Origin of the sequence: Nonomuraea sp. NPDC049419 (assembly GCF_040676995.1) — a bacterium.
Lineage (GTDB): Bacteria > Actinomycetota > Actinomycetes > Streptosporangiales > Streptosporangiaceae > Nonomuraea > Nonomuraea salmonea.
Window position 1 is genome coordinate 108,011 of sequence record NZ_JBFAQB010000008.1, and the last position, 18,726, is coordinate 126,736.

At 72.6% G+C, this 18,726-nt stretch carries 16 protein-coding genes; 8 read left to right on the plus strand and 8 right to left on the minus strand.

The window, feature by feature from the left end; all coding sequences use genetic code 11:
* Positions 1–8: 8 nt before the first annotated feature.
* From cysD to AB0K12_RS24195, 5 genes are all read left to right on the plus strand, one after another.
* Positions 9–923, plus strand: a complete 915-nt coding sequence (cysD, locus tag AB0K12_RS24175; RefSeq protein WP_364565286.1) for a sulfate adenylyltransferase subunit CysD — start codon at positions 9–11, stop codon at positions 921–923.
* The gene (gene cysN / locus AB0K12_RS24180; protein WP_364565289.1) at positions 923–2,188 is read left to right on the plus strand and encodes a sulfate adenylyltransferase subunit CysN; all 1,266 of its coding nucleotides are present in this window, start codon (positions 923–925) and stop codon (positions 2,186–2,188) included. The genes cysD and cysN overlap by 1 nt, the downstream gene beginning before the upstream one ends.
* An 87-nt stretch (positions 2,189–2,275) precedes the next feature.
* Positions 2,276–3,166 carry a sulfotransferase gene (locus AB0K12_RS24185; RefSeq protein WP_364565292.1) on the plus strand — a complete coding sequence of 297 codons (891 nt, stop codon included), beginning with the start codon at positions 2,276–2,278 and terminating at the stop codon, positions 3,164–3,166.
* Positions 3,163–4,065, plus strand: coding sequence for a glycosyltransferase family A protein (locus AB0K12_RS24190; protein ID WP_364565296.1), 903 nt, complete (start codon positions 3,163–3,165; stop codon positions 4,063–4,065). Before AB0K12_RS24185 ends, AB0K12_RS24190 begins: the two co-directional genes overlap by 4 nt.
* The gene (locus tag AB0K12_RS24195) at positions 4,062–4,877 is read left to right on the plus strand and encodes a WecB/TagA/CpsF family glycosyltransferase (protein ID WP_364565299.1); all 816 of its coding nucleotides are present in this window, start codon (positions 4,062–4,064) and stop codon (positions 4,875–4,877) included. The genes AB0K12_RS24190 and AB0K12_RS24195 overlap by 4 nt, the downstream gene beginning before the upstream one ends.
* On the opposite strand, the gene AB0K12_RS24200 is transcribed toward AB0K12_RS24195, so the two are convergent.
* The 6 genes from AB0K12_RS24200 to AB0K12_RS24225 are packed head-to-tail and all read right to left on the minus strand — an operon-like array spanning position 4,867 to position 11,311.
* Positions 4,867–5,748 (minus strand): sulfotransferase, encoded by an 882-nt coding sequence (locus AB0K12_RS24200; protein WP_364565302.1) that lies wholly within the window; start codon positions 5,746–5,748, stop codon positions 4,867–4,869. The two genes, AB0K12_RS24195 and AB0K12_RS24200, sit on opposite strands and share 11 nt — an antisense overlap.
* Positions 5,745–7,001: a polysaccharide biosynthesis C-terminal domain-containing protein gene (locus tag AB0K12_RS24205; RefSeq protein ID WP_364565305.1), complete on the minus strand. Its 1,257-nt coding sequence runs from the start codon at positions 6,999–7,001 to the stop codon at positions 5,745–5,747. The genes AB0K12_RS24200 and AB0K12_RS24205 overlap by 4 nt, the downstream gene beginning before the upstream one ends.
* Complete coding sequence (locus AB0K12_RS24210; RefSeq protein ID WP_364565307.1) at positions 6,989–7,843, minus strand: sulfotransferase domain-containing protein; 855 nt, start codon at positions 7,841–7,843, stop codon at positions 6,989–6,991. The genes AB0K12_RS24205 and AB0K12_RS24210 overlap by 13 nt, the downstream gene beginning before the upstream one ends.
* A complete protein-coding gene (locus AB0K12_RS24215; RefSeq protein WP_364565310.1) occupies positions 7,840–8,736 on the minus strand; it encodes a hypothetical protein in 897 nt (298 codons plus the stop codon). Before AB0K12_RS24215 ends, AB0K12_RS24210 begins: the two co-directional genes overlap by 4 nt.
* Positions 8,733–10,019: a hypothetical protein gene (locus AB0K12_RS24220; RefSeq protein WP_364565313.1), complete on the minus strand. Its 1,287-nt coding sequence runs from the start codon at positions 10,017–10,019 to the stop codon at positions 8,733–8,735. The genes AB0K12_RS24215 and AB0K12_RS24220 overlap by 4 nt, the downstream gene beginning before the upstream one ends.
* Positions 10,016–11,311 (minus strand): Wzz/FepE/Etk N-terminal domain-containing protein, encoded by a 1,296-nt coding sequence (locus tag AB0K12_RS24225; RefSeq protein WP_364565316.1) that lies wholly within the window; start codon positions 11,309–11,311, stop codon positions 10,016–10,018. The genes AB0K12_RS24220 and AB0K12_RS24225 overlap by 4 nt, the downstream gene beginning before the upstream one ends.
* Positions 11,312–11,655: 344 nt before the next feature.
* Between AB0K12_RS24225 and AB0K12_RS24230 the strand changes: the two genes are divergently transcribed.
* The gene (locus tag AB0K12_RS24230; RefSeq protein ID WP_364565319.1) at positions 11,656–12,690 is read left to right on the plus strand and encodes a hypothetical protein; all 1,035 of its coding nucleotides are present in this window, start codon (positions 11,656–11,658) and stop codon (positions 12,688–12,690) included.
* A 6-nt stretch (positions 12,691–12,696) separates the two neighbouring features.
* On the opposite strand, the gene cysC is transcribed toward AB0K12_RS24230, so the two are convergent.
* Together cysC and AB0K12_RS24240 are read right to left on the minus strand one after the other, a co-directional pair.
* On the minus strand, positions 12,697–13,920 hold the full coding sequence (gene cysC, locus AB0K12_RS24235; protein WP_364565321.1) for an adenylyl-sulfate kinase: 1,224 nt from the start codon (positions 13,918–13,920) through the stop codon (positions 12,697–12,699).
* A 63-nt stretch (positions 13,921–13,983) separates the two neighbouring features.
* Positions 13,984–14,703 carry a methyltransferase domain-containing protein gene (locus tag AB0K12_RS24240; RefSeq protein WP_364565322.1) on the minus strand — a complete coding sequence of 240 codons (720 nt, stop codon included), beginning with the start codon at positions 14,701–14,703 and terminating at the stop codon, positions 13,984–13,986.
* 62 nt (positions 14,704–14,765) lie between these two features.
* Here AB0K12_RS24240 and AB0K12_RS24245 point away from each other — a divergent pair, with 62 nt between their 5' ends.
* Together AB0K12_RS24245 and mfd are read left to right on the plus strand one after the other, a co-directional pair.
* Positions 14,766–15,128 carry a signal peptidase I gene (locus AB0K12_RS24245; protein WP_364565323.1) on the plus strand — a complete coding sequence of 121 codons (363 nt, stop codon included), beginning with the start codon at positions 14,766–14,768 and terminating at the stop codon, positions 15,126–15,128.
* Between the two features lie 92 nt (positions 15,129–15,220).
* Positions 15,221–18,709: a transcription-repair coupling factor gene (gene mfd / locus AB0K12_RS24250; protein WP_364565339.1), complete on the plus strand. Its 3,489-nt coding sequence runs from the start codon at positions 15,221–15,223 to the stop codon at positions 18,707–18,709.
* Positions 18,710–18,726 lie beyond the last annotated feature (17 nt).

Here is an 18,726-nt window from a genome sequence, read left to right on the forward strand (position 1 = left end):
AAGCTTCCATGCTGCAGCGCGACTACACGACGTCGCAGCTCGACGTGCTCGAGGCCGAGGCCATCCACATCATGCGCGAGGTGGCCGCCGAGTTCGAGCGTCCGTGTCTGCTCTTCTCCGGGGGTAAAGACTCGATCGTCATGCTCCGCATCGCGGAGAAGGCGTTCTGGCCCGCGCCGATCCCGTTCCCGCTCATGCACGTCGACACCGGGCACAACTTCGACGAGGTCATCGAGTTCCGCGACCGGCGCTCGGCCGAGCTGGGCGCCCGGCTGATCGTCGCCAGCGTCCAGGACTCCATCGACCAGGGTCGCGTCGTCGAGGACACCGGCCGGCGCGCCTCGCGCAACCGGCTGCAGACCACGACGCTGCTCGACGCGATCGAGGAGCACGAGTTCGACGCGGTCTTCGGCGGCGCCAGGCGCGACGAGGAGAAGGCGCGGGCCAAGGAGCGGGTGTTCTCCTTCCGCGACGACTTCGGCCAGTGGGACCCGAAGAACCAGCGGCCCGAGCTGTGGAACCTCTACAACTCCCGCATCCGCAAGGGCGAGCACATCCGGGTCTTCCCGCTGTCCAACTGGACCGAGCTCGACATCTGGGACTACATCAGGCGCGAGGGCATCGAGATCCCGTCCATCTACTTCGCCCACACCCGCAAGGTGTTCGAGCGCGACGGCATGCTGCTGCCCGACGCCGAGGTGGTGCCGCGCGGCGAGGACGAGCCGCTGTTCGAGGCGGTGGTGCGCTACCGCACCGTGGGCGACATGACCTGCACGGGCGCCGTGCAGTCCAAGGCCACGACGGTCGAGGCGATCATCGAGGAGATCGCGGCCACCAGGATCACCGAGCGGGGGGCCACCAGGGCCGACGACCGCTCGTCCGAGGCCGCCATGGAGGACCGCAAGCGAGAGGGCTACTTCTGATGGACATTCTGCGCTTTGCCACCGCAGGAAGCGTCGATGACGGCAAGTCCACCCTCATCGGGCGCCTGCTGTACGACTCCAAGGCGATCTTCGAGGACCAGCTCGAGGCGGTCGAGCGGACCTCGCGCGACCGGGGCACCGAATACACCGATCTGTCGCTGCTGACCGACGGCCTGCGGGCCGAGCGGGAGCAGGGCATCACGATCGACGTGGCGTACCGGTATTTCGCGACCCCGCGCAGGAAGTTCATCATCGCCGACACGCCGGGGCACATCCAATACACCCGCAACATGGTGACCGGCGCCTCCACCGCCGACCTCGCCATCATCCTCATCGACGCGCGCAAGGGCGTGCTGGAGCAGTCGCGGCGGCACGCGTTCCTGACCTCGCTGCTGCGGGTGCCGCACCTCGTGCTCGCGGTCAACAAGATGGACCTCGTCGACTACTCCCAGGAGCGCTTCGAGGAGATCCGCGAAGAGTTCACCGCGTTCGCCTCCAAGCTCAACGTCACCGACCTGACGTTCATCCCGATCTCGGCGCTCAACGGCGACAACGTCGTGTCGAGGTCGGAGAACATGCCCTGGTACCTCGGCACGTCGCTGCTGCACCACCTGGAGAACGTGCACATCGCCTCCGACCGCAACCTGACCGACGTGCGCTTCCCCGTGCAATACGTCATCAGGCCGCAGCGCGCCACCGACCCCGCCTTCCACGACTACCGCGGCTACGCGGGCCAGGTGGCGGGCGGCGTGCTCAAGCCGGGCGACGAGGTCGTGCACCTGCCGTCGGGCCTGACCACCCGCATCGCCTCGATCGACACCTTCGACGGGCCGGTCGAGGAGGCGTTCCCGCCCATGTCGGTGACGCTGCGCTTCGAGGACGACCTCGACATCTCGCGCGGCGACATGATCGCCAGGCCCAACAACCAGCCGCAGTCGGCGCAGGAGCTGGAGGCGATGGTCTGCTGGATGGCCGACGGGGTGAAGCTGACGCCGCGCTCCAAGCTGACCATCAAGCACACCACCAGGACCGCCAGGGCGCTGGTGCGCGACCTGCACTACCGGCTCGACGTCAACACGCTGCACCGCGACGAGGAGGCGACCGCGCTCGCGCTCAACGAGATCGGCCGCGTCTCGCTGCGGGTCACCCAGCCGCTGTTCGTCGACGACTACGCGCGCAACCGGCTGACCGGCGGATTCATCCTGGTCGACGAGGCGACCAACGGCACCGTCGGAGCCGGCATGATCATCGACTCGGCAAGGTAGATCTTTTCGGGTTCCTTGACCTGACGATTACCGAGGGTTGTAGGGTCGTCGCGTTCGGTGTCCATCGATGCGAAAGCCCTGCCTTCCGTGACAGATCGCGCTACTCCCAGGGTCGTCTACCTGGGCGGCCTCGGCCGCAGCGGCACCACCCTGCTTGAGCGGCTCCTCGGTGAGCTGCCCGGGGTGGTGGCGCTCGGCGAAGTGGTGCATCTGTGGGAGCGCGGGGTGCTCGCCGGTGAGCCGTGCGGGTGCGGCACCGCCTTCCCCGCCTGCCCCTTCTGGCGGCGAGTGGGGGAGCGGGCCTTCGGCGGGTGGACCCGTCCGCTCGCCGAGCGCGTGCTGGCCCTGCGCGGGCGCATCGACCGCACCCGCAGGATCCCCCGCATCGGCCATCCCGACCTGGCCGAGTACACCCGGGCCTACCTGCGGCTCTACTCCGCCGCCGGCGCTCCCGTCGTCATCGACTCCAGCAAGCACGCCTCGCTGGCCTGCTGCCTCGTCGCCGGAGGGGCCGACGTCCACGTCGTGCACGTCGTACGCGACCCGCGGGCCGTCGCCCACTCCTGGAGCAGGACCGTGCACCGGCCCGAGGACGGGCGGCCGATGACCCGGTGGAGCCCCGCCCGCACCGCCGTGCACTGGTCGGCACAGAACGCCGCGCTCGAGCTGCTCGCCCGGCGCGGGGCGCGCGTCACCAGGATCCGGTACGAAGACCTGCTCGCCGACCCCGGCCCCGCCCTGACCTCGCTGGCCGGGCGGCTCGGCCTGCCCGGGCCCCGCTTCCTCGACGGCCGCACCGCCTGGCTCACCGCCTCCCACACGGCCTCGGGCAACCCCATGCGGTTCCGGGTCGGGGAGGTGGAGCTGCGCCGCGACGACTCCTGGCGCTCGGCCCTGCCCGACCGCGACCGCCGGCTGGTCGACGCGCTCACCTGGCCCCTCCGCACCCGCTACGGCTACGGCGGCGTGGCCGCATGACCCGTCTCCCGTCGGTCGGCGTCATCATCCCCACCCGCGGCGACCGCCCCACCGAGCTGCGCGAGGCCGTGGAGGCGGTGCTGGCCCAGCAGTACGCCGGCCCCCTCGACGTCGTGGTGGTCACCGACGGCGACGCGACGCTCCCGCTTCAGGCGGGGCGGTCGTTGCGGGGGTTGCCGTTACGGGTGCTGGGAAACCGGCGGACGCCGGGGCTGCCCGGGGCGCGGAACACCGGGATCGATGCCTGTGAGACCGAGCTGGTCGCGTTCTGTGACGACGACGACGTGTGGCGTCCGGGCAAGCTCGCAACGCAGGTGGAGGCGCTGACGCGGGCCGGGGGTGAGTTCGCGAGCTGCGGGATCGAGGTGGAGCACGGGCGGCGGCGGGTCGCCCGGCTGGCCGGCACCGACACGGTGACCGCGGCCGACCTCACCCGGTCGCGCATGATGATGGTGCATTCGTCGACGTTCCTCTTCCGGCGCGGCGCGCTGCGTCCCGACGAGAGCGCGCCCTCAGGACAGAACGAGGACTGGGATCTGGCCCTGCGCGCCGCCAAGCGGCGGCCGCTCGTCCACGTCGACCGGCCGCTTGTGCTGGTGCGCTGGGCGAGGTCCCACTACGCGGCCCGCTGGGCCGACCGGATTGCCGGGCTGGAGTGGATGCTCGCCCGGCATCCCGAACTGGCCGTGGACCCGTGCGGCGCGGCACGGGTCTACGGCCAGCTGGCCTTCAGCCACGCGGCGCTGGGGCAGCGGCGGGCGGCCCTGCGGTGGGCGGCCCGCACCGTCACCACCCGCCCGCTGGAGCCGCGCGGCGCGATCGCCGCCGCGGTGGCGGCCGGGCTCGTCCCCGCCTCCGCCGTGCTGGCGGCGCTGCACCGACGAGGGCACGGCATTTGACCGCGCTGACCACGGCCGCACCACCCTCTCCGGCGACGCCGGGGCGGGTGCGGGTCGGCGGCGTCGAGGTGGACGCCGTACGCGAGGAGGAGGTCCTCCAGCGGGTGGGGACGGCGCTGGAGGCGGGCCGGGGCGGGCGCATCGTCACCCCCAACGTGGACATCTGCCGCGCCGCAGCCACGAACCCCGCACTGCGAGCCCTCATCGGGTCGGCCGATCTGGTCGTCGCCGACGGCATGCCGCTGGTGTGGGCGGCCAGGCTGCTCGGCACCCCGCTGCCCGAGCGCGTCACCGGGGCCGACCTCATCTGGTCGCTCAGCGGGCTGGCCGCCCAGCGGGGCTGGCCGGTGTACCTGCTGGGCGGCGGCTCGCCCGGGGTGGTGCACCGGGCGGCGGACCGGCTCGCCGACGCCTGCCCCGGCCTGCGGGTGAGCGGGGCGCACGCGCCGCCGTACGGGTTCGACGGCACGCCCGGCGGGGTGGCGAGGGTCATGGGGAAGGTGGCGGCGGCGGCGCCGCGGCTGGTGTTCGTCGGGCTCGGGTTCCCCCGCCAGGACCTCCTCATCACCGAGTTACGGCGGGAGCTGCCCGAAGCCTGGTACGTCGGCTGCGGCGCGGCCATCGCGTTCGCCGCCGGCACCGTGGCCAGGGCGCCGGGCCGGCTGCGGCAGGCGGGGCTGGAGTGGGCGTACCGGCTGGTCAGCGAGCCGGGACGGCTGGCGCGCCGCTACCTCGTGGACGACCTGCCGTTCGCGGCCCGCCTGCTCGGCGGCTGCCTGGCGAAGAGGCTGACCCGCCGCCTCACCGGGTGAGGGCGCGGATGCGCTCGACGTCTCCGGAGGAGAGGCCGCGGGCCGGGTTCGCCAGGGCGAGGCGAGAGTCCATGCGGCGGTAGGCCGTGCGCGACAGCCCCGACCAGGCGAACGCCGCCGCCCGCCCGTCACCGGTGCAGGCCCGCGTGATGCGGCGCTCGGCGGCGCGGGACCAGCGCAACCCCGCGTACGCGTACAGCTCGCGGAAACCGGGCACCGGGTCGGCGGCGAGCGACTCGTACGAGACGACCAGGATGCCCGGAGTGCGGCGCAGGACGCCCGTCGTGACCCGCCACAGCGCCGCCGCCGTGGCCACCCGGTCCGGCGAGCCGGCGAGCCCTCGCAGCTCCAGCACCTCGGGATGGTCGCGGACGAGCAGCGGCTGGGTGAGCAGCTCGTCCAGGGAGACGGACCAGCCGAGCCGCTGCCAGCTCGCCACGAACGACACCGGATCACGGACGAGAGCGATCACCCGGCATTCCAGCCGCCGCGCGAACCACTCCGCGCTCAGCACCGCGAACGGGTCGTCCAGCAGCGCCCGCCGCCCGGTGAGCCGCCCGAACGTGAACGCGGTGCCGTAGCGCACCAGGCGGGCCAGGTCGTAGGGGGAGTGGTTGGCGCGCAGCTCGGCCAGCCACCGGTAGCGCAGCGCCGCCGTGTCGCGGAAGGCGGGCAGCCAGGAGGCGGAGTTGGAGTCGCAGATGTACTGGAACCGGTGCGTCACCTGAGCGGCGAGCACGCCGGGACAGCGGCCCGGCGGGTGCTGGGGGTTGAGCGGCTCGTTGACGTAGATCAGCTCGCCGCCGGCGGCCAGCATCCGGCCGGTCCAGCTCGTGCCGCTGCGCGGCAGCCCGGTCACCAGCACGGTCATGCGGTCCGCCGCGGCAGCGAGCCGCGCAGCGCGGGCAGGGTGTGGCGGCCGAACGGGTGCAGGCCGTAGCGGCGGTGCAGCTGCCACAGCGGCAGCAGGTTCTTCACCAGCATCCCGCCCGACCAGCCGGCGACCGCACCGAGAGCGCCGTACGCCGGAATGAGCGCCAGGTCGAGCAGCACCGTGCAGGCGATGGCGGCCAGCAGGTTGAGCAGGCTGATGCCGGTGTGGCCTGCGGCGGTCAGCACGACGTCCACCATGCCGCAGGCCGTCGCCACCATCATCGTGGCGGCCAGGACGAGCGCGATGGGGGCGGCGGCGCCGTACGCGGGGCCGAACGCGCGCAGCAGCCACGGCGCGAGCCCCGCGTACGCGAGCCAGAGCGGCCAGGTGAGCACGACGAGCCACGCGGTGGCGGCCTGGTACAGCTCGCGCGCCCGCTCCCGCTCACCGTCGGCCAGCGCTCTGACCAGCCCCGCCTGTACGGCCTGCGCCAGCCCCTGGTTGGCGAGCTGCCCGACGACCTTGACCCGGGTCGCGGCGGTGTAGACGGCGGCAGGCGCGGGCCCGGCGAGCAGCGCCACGATCACGATGTCCACCCGCTGGAAGACCGCCTGGATGGCGCCCGCGAGCGAGCGCGGCGCGGTGTGCCGCCACAGGTCGCGCGCGGTTCCCGGCAGGTAAGGAGTCCACTCCACCCGCCTGCGCAGCCAGAGGGCCGCGACGACCAGCACCGGCACGTACGGCGCCGCCCACGCCGGCAGCAGCCACCAGCCACCGGCCCCGGCGAGCGCGGCGGCGGACACCAGCACGAGCTGCCCCCCGGGCACGAGCAGCCCGTCGAGCAGCACGGTGGGCCGTACGGACCCGAACCCGCGCCCGGCGGCGAGCAGCACGTCGGCGGCCACGATCACGGGCAGCAGCCCGGCGGCGGGCCCGAGCCGGGGGAACAGCACGATCCCGGCCGCCACCGCCACGACCAGGCAGGGCAGCACGGCGGCCCTGATGTAGCCGGAGATGCCGCGATAGTCGTAGGACCTGGCGCGGGCGATGAAGTAGATGAGCCCGTTGCCGGCGTCGAGCTTGGCGATGCCGGCGGCCATCAGCGCCAGCGCGGTCGCGGTGAAGAACGCGCCCGCCTCGGCCGCCGGGTAGGTCCTGGTCACCACGATCACGAGCACGACCTGCGCCACCGCGCCGAAGGCCGCGCCGGACAGCCCCGCGAGGCCCCTGCGGACGATCACCGCCGCCATGAGGGCTCACCGTCCAGCCAGCGGACGAGCCGCGCGTCGTAGGGCTCGAAGTGGTCGCGCAGCCTCGCCGCCGGCGCGCGGGGCACCGGGCGCGGCAGCGAGCGCCGGTTGTACCGCTCGAACACGGGATAGCCGAGGTGCGGCAGGCCGAGGAACTCCAGCACCCGGTCGTAGGCGGTCTCCGGCTCGGCGAAGAAGCGGTGGCTGTCGAGCACGAGTATGCGGTCGCGGCCGAACAGCGGCTCAAGCCGGTCGAGCTGGTCGGCGTAGCGGCCCCTGGCCAGGTAGGCGTGGTGGCGGTGGGAGTGGTGCAGCGCGTGCGGCGAGGCGCGCAGCCGCTCCTCCGCGCCGGCCAGCCGGCCCTCCTCCAGCTCCAGCGCGTGCTCGAAGTGGGATTCCGTCTCGAAGCCCCTGGCCAGCTCGTGGGCGTGGGCGGAGCAGGCGCGTTCGACGGGGTCGCGGACGAGCACGATCAGCTTGACGCCGGGCAGGTCGGCGGCGATGCGCTGGCCCGCCAGGGGGTGGAACAGGTAGTAGGGGGAGGATTCGTACGCCTGGGGGCGGTGGCCGTACCGGTGGGTGAGCAGCGCGGCGCCCACCCGCAGCGGGAAGTGCCCCTGGTACCAGGGCATGCCGCGCCAGTAGGCCACGTCGAAGTAGTGGACCCCCTTGTGCAGCACGGGTTTGAGCAGCAGCGGATGCTGGGCCAAGGCCCGGTAGAGCGAGGTCGTGCCGCACCGCTGCGCGCCCGCGATCAGGAACGACGGCAGCACGCGGGCGCCCGAGGTGAACCGTCCGGTGACCCGCGACAGCGACAGGACCGAGCGCTTCGTCGTCCTCATGAGAGCAGCTCCTCGTGATCGACGGCCGGGTTGAGCCACGACTGCGGCGGGCCGAGCGGCGTGTGGCCGTCGGCGGCGTGCCGGTCGGCCAGCGCGATGAGGTAACGCAGCGCCGTTTGCCTGGCCGTGGCCGCCGACAGGCCCAGGGGGGCGAGCAGGCGTACGGACTGCGCGACGCAGGCTCTGGCCGCGACCGGCGGGCGCATCCCGCGCAGGGCCCGGTGGAAGAAGTGGTGCAGCAGGTCGAAGCCGAGCGGGACGCCGGTCTCGTAGCGCTCCCAATCCCAGACCAGCAGCCGCCCGCCGGGGCCGCGGCACAGGTTCCAGGGGGCGAGGTCGCCGTGCCAGGCCGGGCGGTTCGCGCCGGTGGCGGCGATCTCCTTGACCGCCTCGAGCAGCAGCGGCGCGGGCACCCGGCCGCGGCGCACCGGCAGCGGCGACAGGGCGAGCACGGACAGCCCGCGCCAGTCGCCGTGGTGCAGCACCTCGGGCACGGTGACCGTGCGCAGGGGGAGCACGGCCAGCCTGCGCAGGGCCGCGGCCTCGGCGGCGACGAGCCGGCGGGCGCGGTCGGTGTCGCCGATCTTGACGAACGCCAGCCGCCGTCCGTCCGCGCGGGCCTCCAGGATGGGCTTGCGGTTGGCGCGGCGCGCGGGACGTACGTGGAGCACGGTCTCGACCGGACGCCCGAACACCTCGCTCAGGTGGGCCGCGATCGACCCCTCGACCGGCACCTGCACCCGCGACCCGAGGTGCCACCAGCGGCGCGGCGCCAGCCTGCGCGGCACGGCGGCGTGGGGCAGCACGGTGTACGGGCGGGGCGAGCCCGGGCCCGGATACAGCAGGCGCACGGTCTCGGCGAGATACCCGAGCCGCACCGCGGCGTCGCTCATGACGTTCCCCCGGCCGGTTGCGCGTTCCGCCACAGAAGGGCGAAGGAGATGAGATAGAGGCTGAGCGGCGTGACGAGCCCGTCGTAGACGAACATGTAGAGCAGCACGAACCCCATCACGAGCACCCCGCCGAGCCCGATCGGGCTGCGGTCGCGCCAGTGGCGGCGGATCGCGCCGAGGAAGAACGTCACATAGAGCGCGGCCCCCGTGAACCCCTGCGTGATGACGAGCAGCCAGAGCTGCCCGTCGCTGCCGAGCGGGGGGTGCCCGCAGGTGCGGCACCAGCCGGTCTTGCCGGTGGTGATCGAGCGGTGGCTGCCCGTGGCGTTGCGGGTGTTGCCGTAGCCGATCACGGGGGAGTGGGTGGCCGCGGCGAGGGTCGCGCTCACCGTGAAGGCCCTGATGTCGTTGGAGTGGGGCCGGTCGAGCCGCTGGGCGAACAGCGGCGCGAGCGGGCTGAGCAGGAACGCCAGCGCCCCGGCCGCGACCGCCGCGCACAGCGCCGCCCTGGTGCGGCCGCCCACCCGTACGATCAGGTAGAGCACGGCCAGCCCGAGCCCGATCCACAGCCCCCGGTTGAGCGAGTAGACGATGGGCACGGCCGCCAGCGCCACCACGACGGCCACGAAGACCTTGTGCCGCGCCCGCCCGTAGACCCACCACCCGACCACGAACCACACCAGCAGCACCGACGCGTTGCTGCCCCAGGCGTTGGCCCACTCGTACGGCGCCTCCGGCCTGGGCAGCGAGAACCCGAGCACCTTCTGGGTCTGCGCGGCCGTCGGGTGGATGAGGTTGCGCACGAACGGGTTTTCGCCGATCCACTCGGGCAGCAGCAGCTCGACCGGCGAGGTGAACGCGAATCCGGGGTGGAGCAGGCCGAGCAGCCCGCCCGCGACGGTGGTGACGAACAGCACCCCCAGCATGCGGACGAGCCGGAGCTGGGGCAGCTCGCGCTCGGTGAGGTTGCCGAGGTAGAGCACCATGATGAGGACCGCGCAGTAGAGCGCGAGCCGCATGCCGTAGCCGATCAGCCGGCCCGCCCCGAACTCGCCGTACGTGCCGGGCGGCGACTCGCCCAGCATCAGGCCGCTGATCAGGTAACCGGCGAGGAGCAGCAGCCACAGCCCGAACCCGCGCGGCACCTTGACGGGCCGCCGCCGCCACAGCAGCACCGCCATGGGCACGGCCAGCACCACGACCGACAGCCCGCCGAACCCGAGCGCCCACCAGAGCGGGTAGCCGACCAGCAGCGCCGCGATGGGCCACGCGGGTCCGATCACGTCGGCCGGCCCGGCCGCCGCTGGTGCAGCGCGTGCAGGGGGCTCGTCTCGTCCTGCGGGCTCTGGGCGAGCCGCAGCTCGCCGGTCGCGACGAGCTTGCCGAGCGAGGCGGGCGGATGCGGCTCCAGCAGCGGGACGAACGAGGGGACGGCGTCGGTGGCGGTCACGACGCCGATGACCGGCACCTCGTGGCGGGCCAGCCGGCGCGTGGCCGCCGCCACGTCGTCCGAGGTGACCTGGCCTAGCCCCACGAGCAGCACGGCGGCGTCGGCCCTGGACAGGTCGCGGACGTCGGAGCCGTCGAGCACGACCAGCGGCGCGCTCACGGCCAGCGGCTCGGCGAGCGAGGAGGCGTAGAGGTCGGCGGGCAGCGACCTGACCAGCAGCCGCTTGCCGGGGCAGGTGGCGACGAGCGCGCTCGCCAGGTCGTGCAGCACCCCGTGCTCGCGCGGTCCTGACAGGTCGCCGAGCACGGGCAGGCCGGTGAGCCTTTCGACGTCGGCGGGCGTGCGCAGGCGGGTGTCGAGGCGGTCGCGGGCGTAGGCGGCGGCCGAGCCGGCCAGCAGGCCGAGCATGAGGCCGGTGCCGAGGAAGAGGGGCAGGCTGGGGGAGCTGGGCGCGGCGGGCGGCACGGGGCGGCTGATGATCGAGCCGGGGGTGACGGCGACCGTGCGCAGGGCGTCGTACCTGACGGCCAGGCCGGCCGCCTGCCGGTTGAGCACGCCTTGACGCTGGACGGCGATCGCGTGCTCGGGGCTGCCTTTGGGCAGCGCGGCGACCTGCTTGATCACCCGGTCGATGCCGGCGTTGACGTGCTTGAGCTTGCTCAGCACCGCCTCCTGCTGCTTGGCCATGGCGGTCAGCGCGCTCTCGCGGCGGTTGGCGAGGTAGGCCTCGGCGTACGCGGCCGAGCGCGCCGCCGCGCCGTCGGGGTCGGCGGCGGTCACCGACAGCAGCAGCACCGAGGAGTTGGGCGGCACGGCCACCTCGACCGGCTCGACGGCGTCGACGCCGAGCGTGCGGGCGGCCCGCGCGGCGACCACCGACGACTGGGCGACCTGGGCCTCGGTGTCGAGGTTGAGCGCCTCGCGCTGGCGGCCGGTCACCTGGTTGGCCGGTTCGCCGATGCCGAGCGGATGGACGAGCACCTGCGTGGTGGCGGTGTAGGCGGCGGGGACGAGCCGCAGCAGCGCCAGCGCGGCCGTGCCGCCGACGACGACGCAGCCCACGAGGGTCAGCCACCGCCTGCGCAGCAGCGAGAGGTGGGCGTCCAGGTCGGTGCCGGAGCTCATGGGGGATGGTCTCCTGAATGTGTACGTTGCGTGGCCGCCTGGCGCCATCGCGTCACCGCCGAAGTGGTGCGCCCACTATAGGGCGGAGGGTGATCACTCCGGATCAATACTTCAAGATTTTTCCTGGATAAGCCGCCGAAGAAATGCCGCGAAAAGGCGATATTTCGGTATTTAAGGAGTGGGCCTTTACCCGCCACGAGCTGGGCAGACTCTCACACTGGCTGAAGTTCCAGGAATGACATGGCAAGGTTCAGGTGTGAGAGCCGGGAGTCGTTCGACGAAGGGGTTGGAAGGCTTTGCAGCTACGGGGAATTTCACGACAAGCAACGTCCGGCGGCACTCTGGTGGCTTTGGCGGCGGCGCTGACCGCCTGCTCCACCGCCGCGGGCTCGCTGGTCCCGGCGCCGGTTCAAGCCCCCGCGGCCAAGCAGGCGGCGGGCTCGCCCGCCTGCACGGCCACCTCCAAGCTGATCCCGTCCTGCGGCGCCTGGTGGGGCATGGCGCCCGAGGTGTTCACCGGGGTGCCGATCGAGCAGGCGCTGCACGGCGCCGAGCTGCGCATGGGCGCGGCGGCCGACGTGCTGCACGTCTATCACCGCGAGCGCGAGCTGTTCCCCACGCCCGCTGAGGTCAGGCTGGCGCGCGACCCCGCGAGGCCGCGGCTGCTCATGGTCAACTGGAAGCCGTCGTTCGACCACACCTGGGCGCAGATCGCCGCGGGCAGGCTCGACCGCAGGATCGACCGGCTGGCCGCCCACATCAGGCGCACGTTCCCCGAGCGGTTCTTCCTCACTCTGCACCACGAGCCGGAGAACGACGTCGACGCCCGATCGGGCTCCGGCATGCAGGCCACCGACTACGCCGCCATGTTCCGCCACGTCGTGCTGCGGCTGCGGCAGCAGGGCGTGCGCAACGCGGTGGTGGTCATGACGTACATGGGGGCGCCCAACTGGGCGGCCAAGCCGTGGTTCGAGGACCTCTACCCGGGCGACGACGTGGTCGACTGGGTGGCGATGGACCCGTACGCCGACGACCGGGTGCAGGACTTCGACGGGCTCGTCAACAAGACCCGCAAGGAATATCCGGAATGGCCGGGCTTCTACCGGTGGATGCAGGCCCGCTTCCCCGGCAAGCCGGTCATGGTGGCGGAGTGGGGCGTGTTCGAGCGCTCGTACGACCGCTCGTTCAAGCGCACGTTCTACGAGACCGTGCTGCGCCAGATCAAGCGCTACCCGCAGATCAAGGCGCTGCTCTACTTCGACTCGCCGCAGGCGCCGCGCGGCGACACCAGCTTCGACTCCGACAGCAGCGCCGACAAGGCGTTCACCCGCCTGGCACGCGACCCCTACTTCCGCTCGACGCCCGTGCCCCGGCCCTGAGAGGGCTCAGCGCACCCAGCCCCCGCTCCTGACCGTGTCGAGCACGCGGGAGACGGCCGCGTCGATCGACAGGTGGGTCGTGTCGATCACCAGGTCGGCGTCGTCGGGCTCCTCGTAGGGGTCGGAGACGCCGGTGAACTCGGGGATCAGACCGGCGCGCGCCTTGGCGTAGAGGCCCTTGCGGTCGCGCCGCTCACACTCCTCCAGCGGCGTGGCGACGTGGACGAGCAGGAAGTCGGCGCCCACCGACTCGACCATCTCCCGCACCTCGTCGCGGGTCGCCGCGTAGGGGGCGATCGGCGCGCAGATGGCCAGGCCGCCGTGCCGGGCCGCCTCGGCGGCGACGAAGCCGATGCGCCGGATGTTGAGGTCGCGGTCGGCCTTGGAGAACGTCAGGCCCTTCGACAGCAGCTGCCGCACGACGTCGCCGTCGAGGTAGGTGACCGTGCGGCTGCCCAGCTCAAGCAGCGCGTCGCGCAGGCCGCGGGCGATCGTGGACTTGCCCGAGCCCGACAGGCCGGTGAAGAAGACGACCAGCCCGCGGCGGTGGGGCGGGCCTGGGATGCGCACGGGGTCGGGGCCCGCGAGGTGCTCGGCGGCGCCATAGGAGGTGGCGACGTGTTCGCGCAGCTCCAGGTCGATCTCCGGCTCGTCGCGCGGCGCCAGCGGCACGGGGACGACCAGCGTGCCCGCGGGCAGCTGCTCCTTGGCGCGCAGCGCGGCGCGCACGACGGCGGGCCCCGCCTCGCCGTACGCGAGCGGCAGCAGCAGGATCGCCGCGTCGAGCTCCTTGGCGGTGGCCGTCACCTCCGACAGGTCGTCGAGCGGCCCCCGCATCGTGACAGCCAGCGCGGGCCGCCCGCCGAGCTCGTCCTTGACCTGGGCGGGAGTGCGCCGCAGCCGGGCGAACGGGCCGTGCTCGGGCGTGCCGAGCGCCTTGACCGGGCCCGAGGTCAGCCCGTCGGGCTCGTGGCCGGTCACGGTGAGCGCCGCCAGCGGCAGCCCCTCGGGGTCGAGGAGGGTGACCTCGTCGCCGGGGGACAGGTGGGCGTGGACATGGAGGGTCACGGGCGCGGGCCACGGGGTGCCGTCGGCCAGCGTGCCGCGCTCGTGCACGGTGTGCAGGTCGTCGTGGCCCAGGAACCCCGTCAGAGGCTCGTACGCGCCCGACAACAGGAGCTCAAGGTCGGCCAGCTCGCGCCGGTCGGGGGTCCACTCCACGATCTGCATCCCAACTGTTCGAGTGTGCACGGTCGCTACCAGTGTGCCGCTCCGCGGCACCTGTCACGACCGTCAGATGAGGCGGGCGAAGTGGTGCTGAGGCTTTCTGATCACCATGGTGATCTCGTCGTGGGAGGCGGGGAAGCGGCCGCTGGTCAGCTTGGACACCAGCGCCACCGCGGCGGCCCCCGGCCGGCGGGCGCGCGCGGGCCCGCTGGTCGTGCGCTCTTCGTCGGTGATCATCAGGCCCCTGCTCAGGCAGAACGCGTGCAGGCCGTCGCTGGAGGCGAGCGGCTCGTACACGGCGGGCAGCGGCCCTGGCGTGCCGGGGCGGACGACGGCCCGCCACAGCAGCCGGCGCAGCCAGCCCGGCGTGACGCGGTCGAGCAGGCCGTAGGCCGAGCGGCGGTCGCGGACCCGCAGCAGCACCAGCCCGCCGGGCCGCAGCGACTGCAGCAGCCGGTCGAACACCAGCTCCGCGTGGCGTACGCGCTCCAGCAGGAACGACAGCTGGATCACGTCGAAGCCGCGCGGCGGCAGCGGCACCGAGCGCAGGTCGCCGAGAGAGTAGGAGACCAGGTCGGCCCGCTCCTCCACCACCCTCCTGACCGCGGGCAGGTCCTCGTCGGCTCCCATGGCCCTGGTCTCGATGTGGTCGAGCACCAGCGGCTCGTCGTGGGCGCACCCGGCGACCAGGACGTCGAGCCGCCGGATCGGCTGCCCGGCGCAGTGCTCGCGGAGCCGCTGACCGAAGAGGTCGCCTCTCTGGGCGACCGATCGCACCTCAGACATGTCACCTACAGTAATCAACCGAGTGGAATCAGTTAGGCATTTCCCTGCTAGCGTCCTGGCCCGTGAGCGATCAGGTTTACGTGGGGAACGCGGGTGCGGACGCGGCCCTCGACCGGGGATGGCTGCTCGGTCACTTCAAACCCCCGGGCGACCCAAGACACAGCGAGGACGTCGAGATCAAGTGGGGTGTCCACGAGGCCGGCGAGGAGCGGGCCGCCTGGGTCGAGGGCGAGGTGCGCACCGCGCTGCTGGTGCTCATCGACGGCAGGTTCCGGGTCGAGCTGCCCGGCCGCAGCGTGCTGCTGGCCGAGCCGGGCGACTATGTGGTGTGGGGCAAGGGCGTCGGCCACTCGTGGCGGGCCGAGGCGCCGTCCACGGTCCTCACCGTACGCTGGCCCTCCGTGCCTGGTTACCGCGTCGGCTGAGCTTTCACGGCGAGTAGGCTTGTCACGAACCCCCGCGACCTGACCCGGCCGGGGGTAGTCGTGTTGCCGTCGTGGGGCTGTGGACGTATCTGATGAGTCTTTCCGGGCTACTTGACCTTGTTCGCGCCGACCCGAAGCTGACCGCCGCTCTCGAAGAGGGCGGCGATGTGGCGCTGATCGCGCCGTCCGCGCTGCGGCCCTTCGGGGTGGCCGCGCTGGCCGGGCACGACCAGCGCACCGTGCTCGCGGTGACCGCCACGGGGCGCGAGGCGGAAGATCTGGCGGCCGCGCTCACCAGCCTGGTCGAGCCCGCGTCTGTGGCGGTGTTCCCGGCGTGGGAGACGCTGCCGCACGAGCGGCTCTCGCCGCGCAGCGACACCGTGGGCCAGCGGCTCGCGGTGCTGCGCAGGCTGGCCCACCCGGTCAAGGGCGACGCCGCCGCCGGGCCGCTCAGCGTGGTCGTCGCGCCGGTGCGCGCGTTGCTGCAGCCCATCGTGAAGGGGCTCGGCGACCTGGAGCCCATCAGGTTGCGGGCCGGCGACGAGGCCGACCTCGACGAGGTGGTGCGCAACCTGGTCGACAACGGCTACCACCGGGTCGACATGGTGGAGCGGCGCGGCGAGGTGGCCGTGCGCGGCGGGCTGCTCGACGTGTTCCCGCCCACCGAGGAGCATCCGCTGCGGCTGGAGTTCTGGGGCGACACGGTCGAGGAGATCCGCTGGTTCAAGGTGGCCGACCAGCGCTCGCTCGAGGCGGCCGAGGAGGGGCTGTTCGCGCCGCCGTGCCGTGAGCTGCTGCTCACCGGCCAGGTGCGGGCCAGGGCGCGGGAGCTGGCCGAGGAACATCCGGCGCTGGCCGAGGTGCTCGACCAGCTCGCCGACGGCACCCCCGTCGAGGGCATGGAGGCGTTCGCGCCCGTGCTGGCCGGGGAGATGGACCTGCTGCTCGACCACCTGCCCGTCAGGTCCGCGGTGTTCGTGTGCGATCCCGAGCGGATCAGGGGGCGGGCGGAGGAGCTCGTACGCACCTCGCAGGAGTTCCTCGAAGCCTCCTGGATCAACGCGGCGGCCGGCGGCGAGGCCCCGATCGACCTCGGCGCGGCCGCGTTCCGCTCGCTGGAGGAGATCCGCGAGCACGCCGACGCGCTCGGCCTGCCGTGGTGGACGATGGCGCCGTTCGGCTCCGGCGTCGAGCTCGACGCCCACGACTCCGAGGCCTACCGCGGCGACACCGCCAAGGCGCTGGCCGACATCAAGAGCTGGCTGGCCGACGACAAGGCCGTGGTGCTGCTCAGCGAGGGCCACGGCCCGGCCGAGCGCATGGTCGAGCTGCTCAAGGGCGTCGACGTCCCGGCCAGGCTGCGGCGCTACCTCGACAAGGCGCCGGAGCCGAAGGTCGTCCACGTCTCGACCGGCCTCATCGAGCACGGCTTCATCACCCCGGGGCTCGCCGTCCTGACCCACCTCGACCTGGTCGGCCAGAAGGCGTCCACCAAGGACATGCGGCGCCTGCCCTCCCGCCGCCGCAACATGGTCGACCCGCTCCAGCTCAAGGTCGGCGACCACGTCGTGCACGAGCAGCACGGCGTCGGCCGCTACGTCGAGATGGTGCAGCGCACGGTCCAGGGCGCGACCCGCGAATACCTGGTCATCGAATACGCCAAGGGCGACCGCCTCTACGTCCCCACCGACCAGCTCGACGAGGTCACCCGCTACGTCGGCGGCGAGGCGCCCACGCTCAACCGCATGGGCGGCGCCGACTGGGCCAAGGCCAAGTCGCGGGCGAAGAAGGCGGTCAAGGAGATCGCCGGCGAGCTGATCAGGCTCTACTCCGCCCGCATGGCCTCGCCGGGCCACGCGTTCGGCGCCGACACGCCGTGGCAGCGCGAGATGGAGGACGCCTTCCCGTACGCCGAGACGGGCGACCAGCTGGAGGCCATCGACGAGGTCAAGCGCGACATGGAGCGCGGCGTCCCGATGGACCGGCTGATCTGCGGCGACGTCGGCTACGGCAAGACCGAGATCGCGGTGCGCGCGGCGTTCAAGGCCGTCCAGGACGGCAAGCAGGTCGCGGTGCTGGTGCCCACGACGCTGCTGGTGCAGCAGCACATGTCCACCTTCGCCGAGCGCTTCTCCAGCTTCCCCGTCGAGATCAGGCCGATCTCCCGCTTCCAGACCGACGGCGAGGTCAAGGGCACCCTCGACGGGCTCAGGACCGGCGCCGTCGACGTGGTCATCGGCACCCACCGGCTGCTCAGCCCCGAGGTCAGGTTCAAGGACCTCGGGCTCATCATCATCGACGAGGAGCAGCGCTTCGGCGTCGAGCACAAAGAGGCGATGAAGCACCTGCGCACCCAGGTCGACGTGCTGGCGATGTCCGCCACGCCGATCCCGCGCACGCTGGAGATGGGGCTGACCGGCATCCGCGAGATGTCCACGATCCTCACCCCGCCGGAGGAGCGGCACCCGATCCTCACGTTCGTGGGGCCGTACGAGGAGAAGCAGATCGCCGCGGCGATCCGGCGCGAGCTGATGCGCGACGGCCAGATCTTCTTCGTGCACAACCGGGTGGCCTCGATCAACCGCGTCGCCGCGCGGCTGCGCGAGCTGGTGCCCGAGGCGCGCATCGCGGTGGCGCACGGGCAGATGAACGAGCACCAGCTCGAGAAGATCATGGTCGGGTTCTGGGAGCGCGAGTACGACCTGCTCGTCTCGACCACGATCGTCGAGTCGGGGCTCGACGTGCCCAACGCCAACACGCTCATCGTGGACAGGGCCGACAATTACGGCCTGTCGCAGCTCCACCAGCTGCGCGGGCGCGTCGGGCGGGGCAGGGAGCGCGGCTACGCCTACTTCCTCTACCCGCCGGAGAAGCCGCTGACCGAGACCGCCCACGAGCGGCTGGCCACGATCTCGCAGCACACCGAGATGGGCGCCGGCATGTACGTCGCCATGAAGGACCTGGAGATCCGCGGCGCCGGCAACGTGCTGGGCGCCGAGCAGTCGGGCTTCATCGCGGGCGTCGGCTTCGACCTGTACGTCCGCCTCATGGCCGAGGCCGTGCAGGAGCAGAAGGCCAAGCTGTCGGGCGCCGAGGTGCAGGAGGAGCAGCAGGACGTCAAGGTCGAGCTGCCGATCAACGCCCACATCCCGCACGACTACGTCACCTCGGAGCGGCTGCGGCTGGAGGCGTACAAGCGCATCGCGGCCATCGCCGCCCCGATCGACATCGAGGAGGTGCGCGCCGAGCTGACCGACCGCTACGGCAAGCCGCCCGCGGAGGTCGAGAACCTGCTGGAGGTGGCGCGGTTCCGCATCAAGGCGCGCGCGGCCGGGCTCACCGACGTCACGCTGCAGGGTCAGAACATCAAGTTCGGCCCCGCGAGGCTCAAGGAGTCGCAGCAGGTGCGCCTCGACCGGCTCTACAAGAAGGCGATATACAAGCAGGCCGCGGAGACGCTGCTGGTGCCGGTGCCCAAGACCAAGCCGCTGGGCGGGCAGCCGTTGCGCGATCTCGACCTGCTCAAATGGTGTGGTGACCTGGTCGAGGCCATGTTCCTCGAACCCGCCCGGGTAAGCTAGCGGCGGTTTTCTGGTCG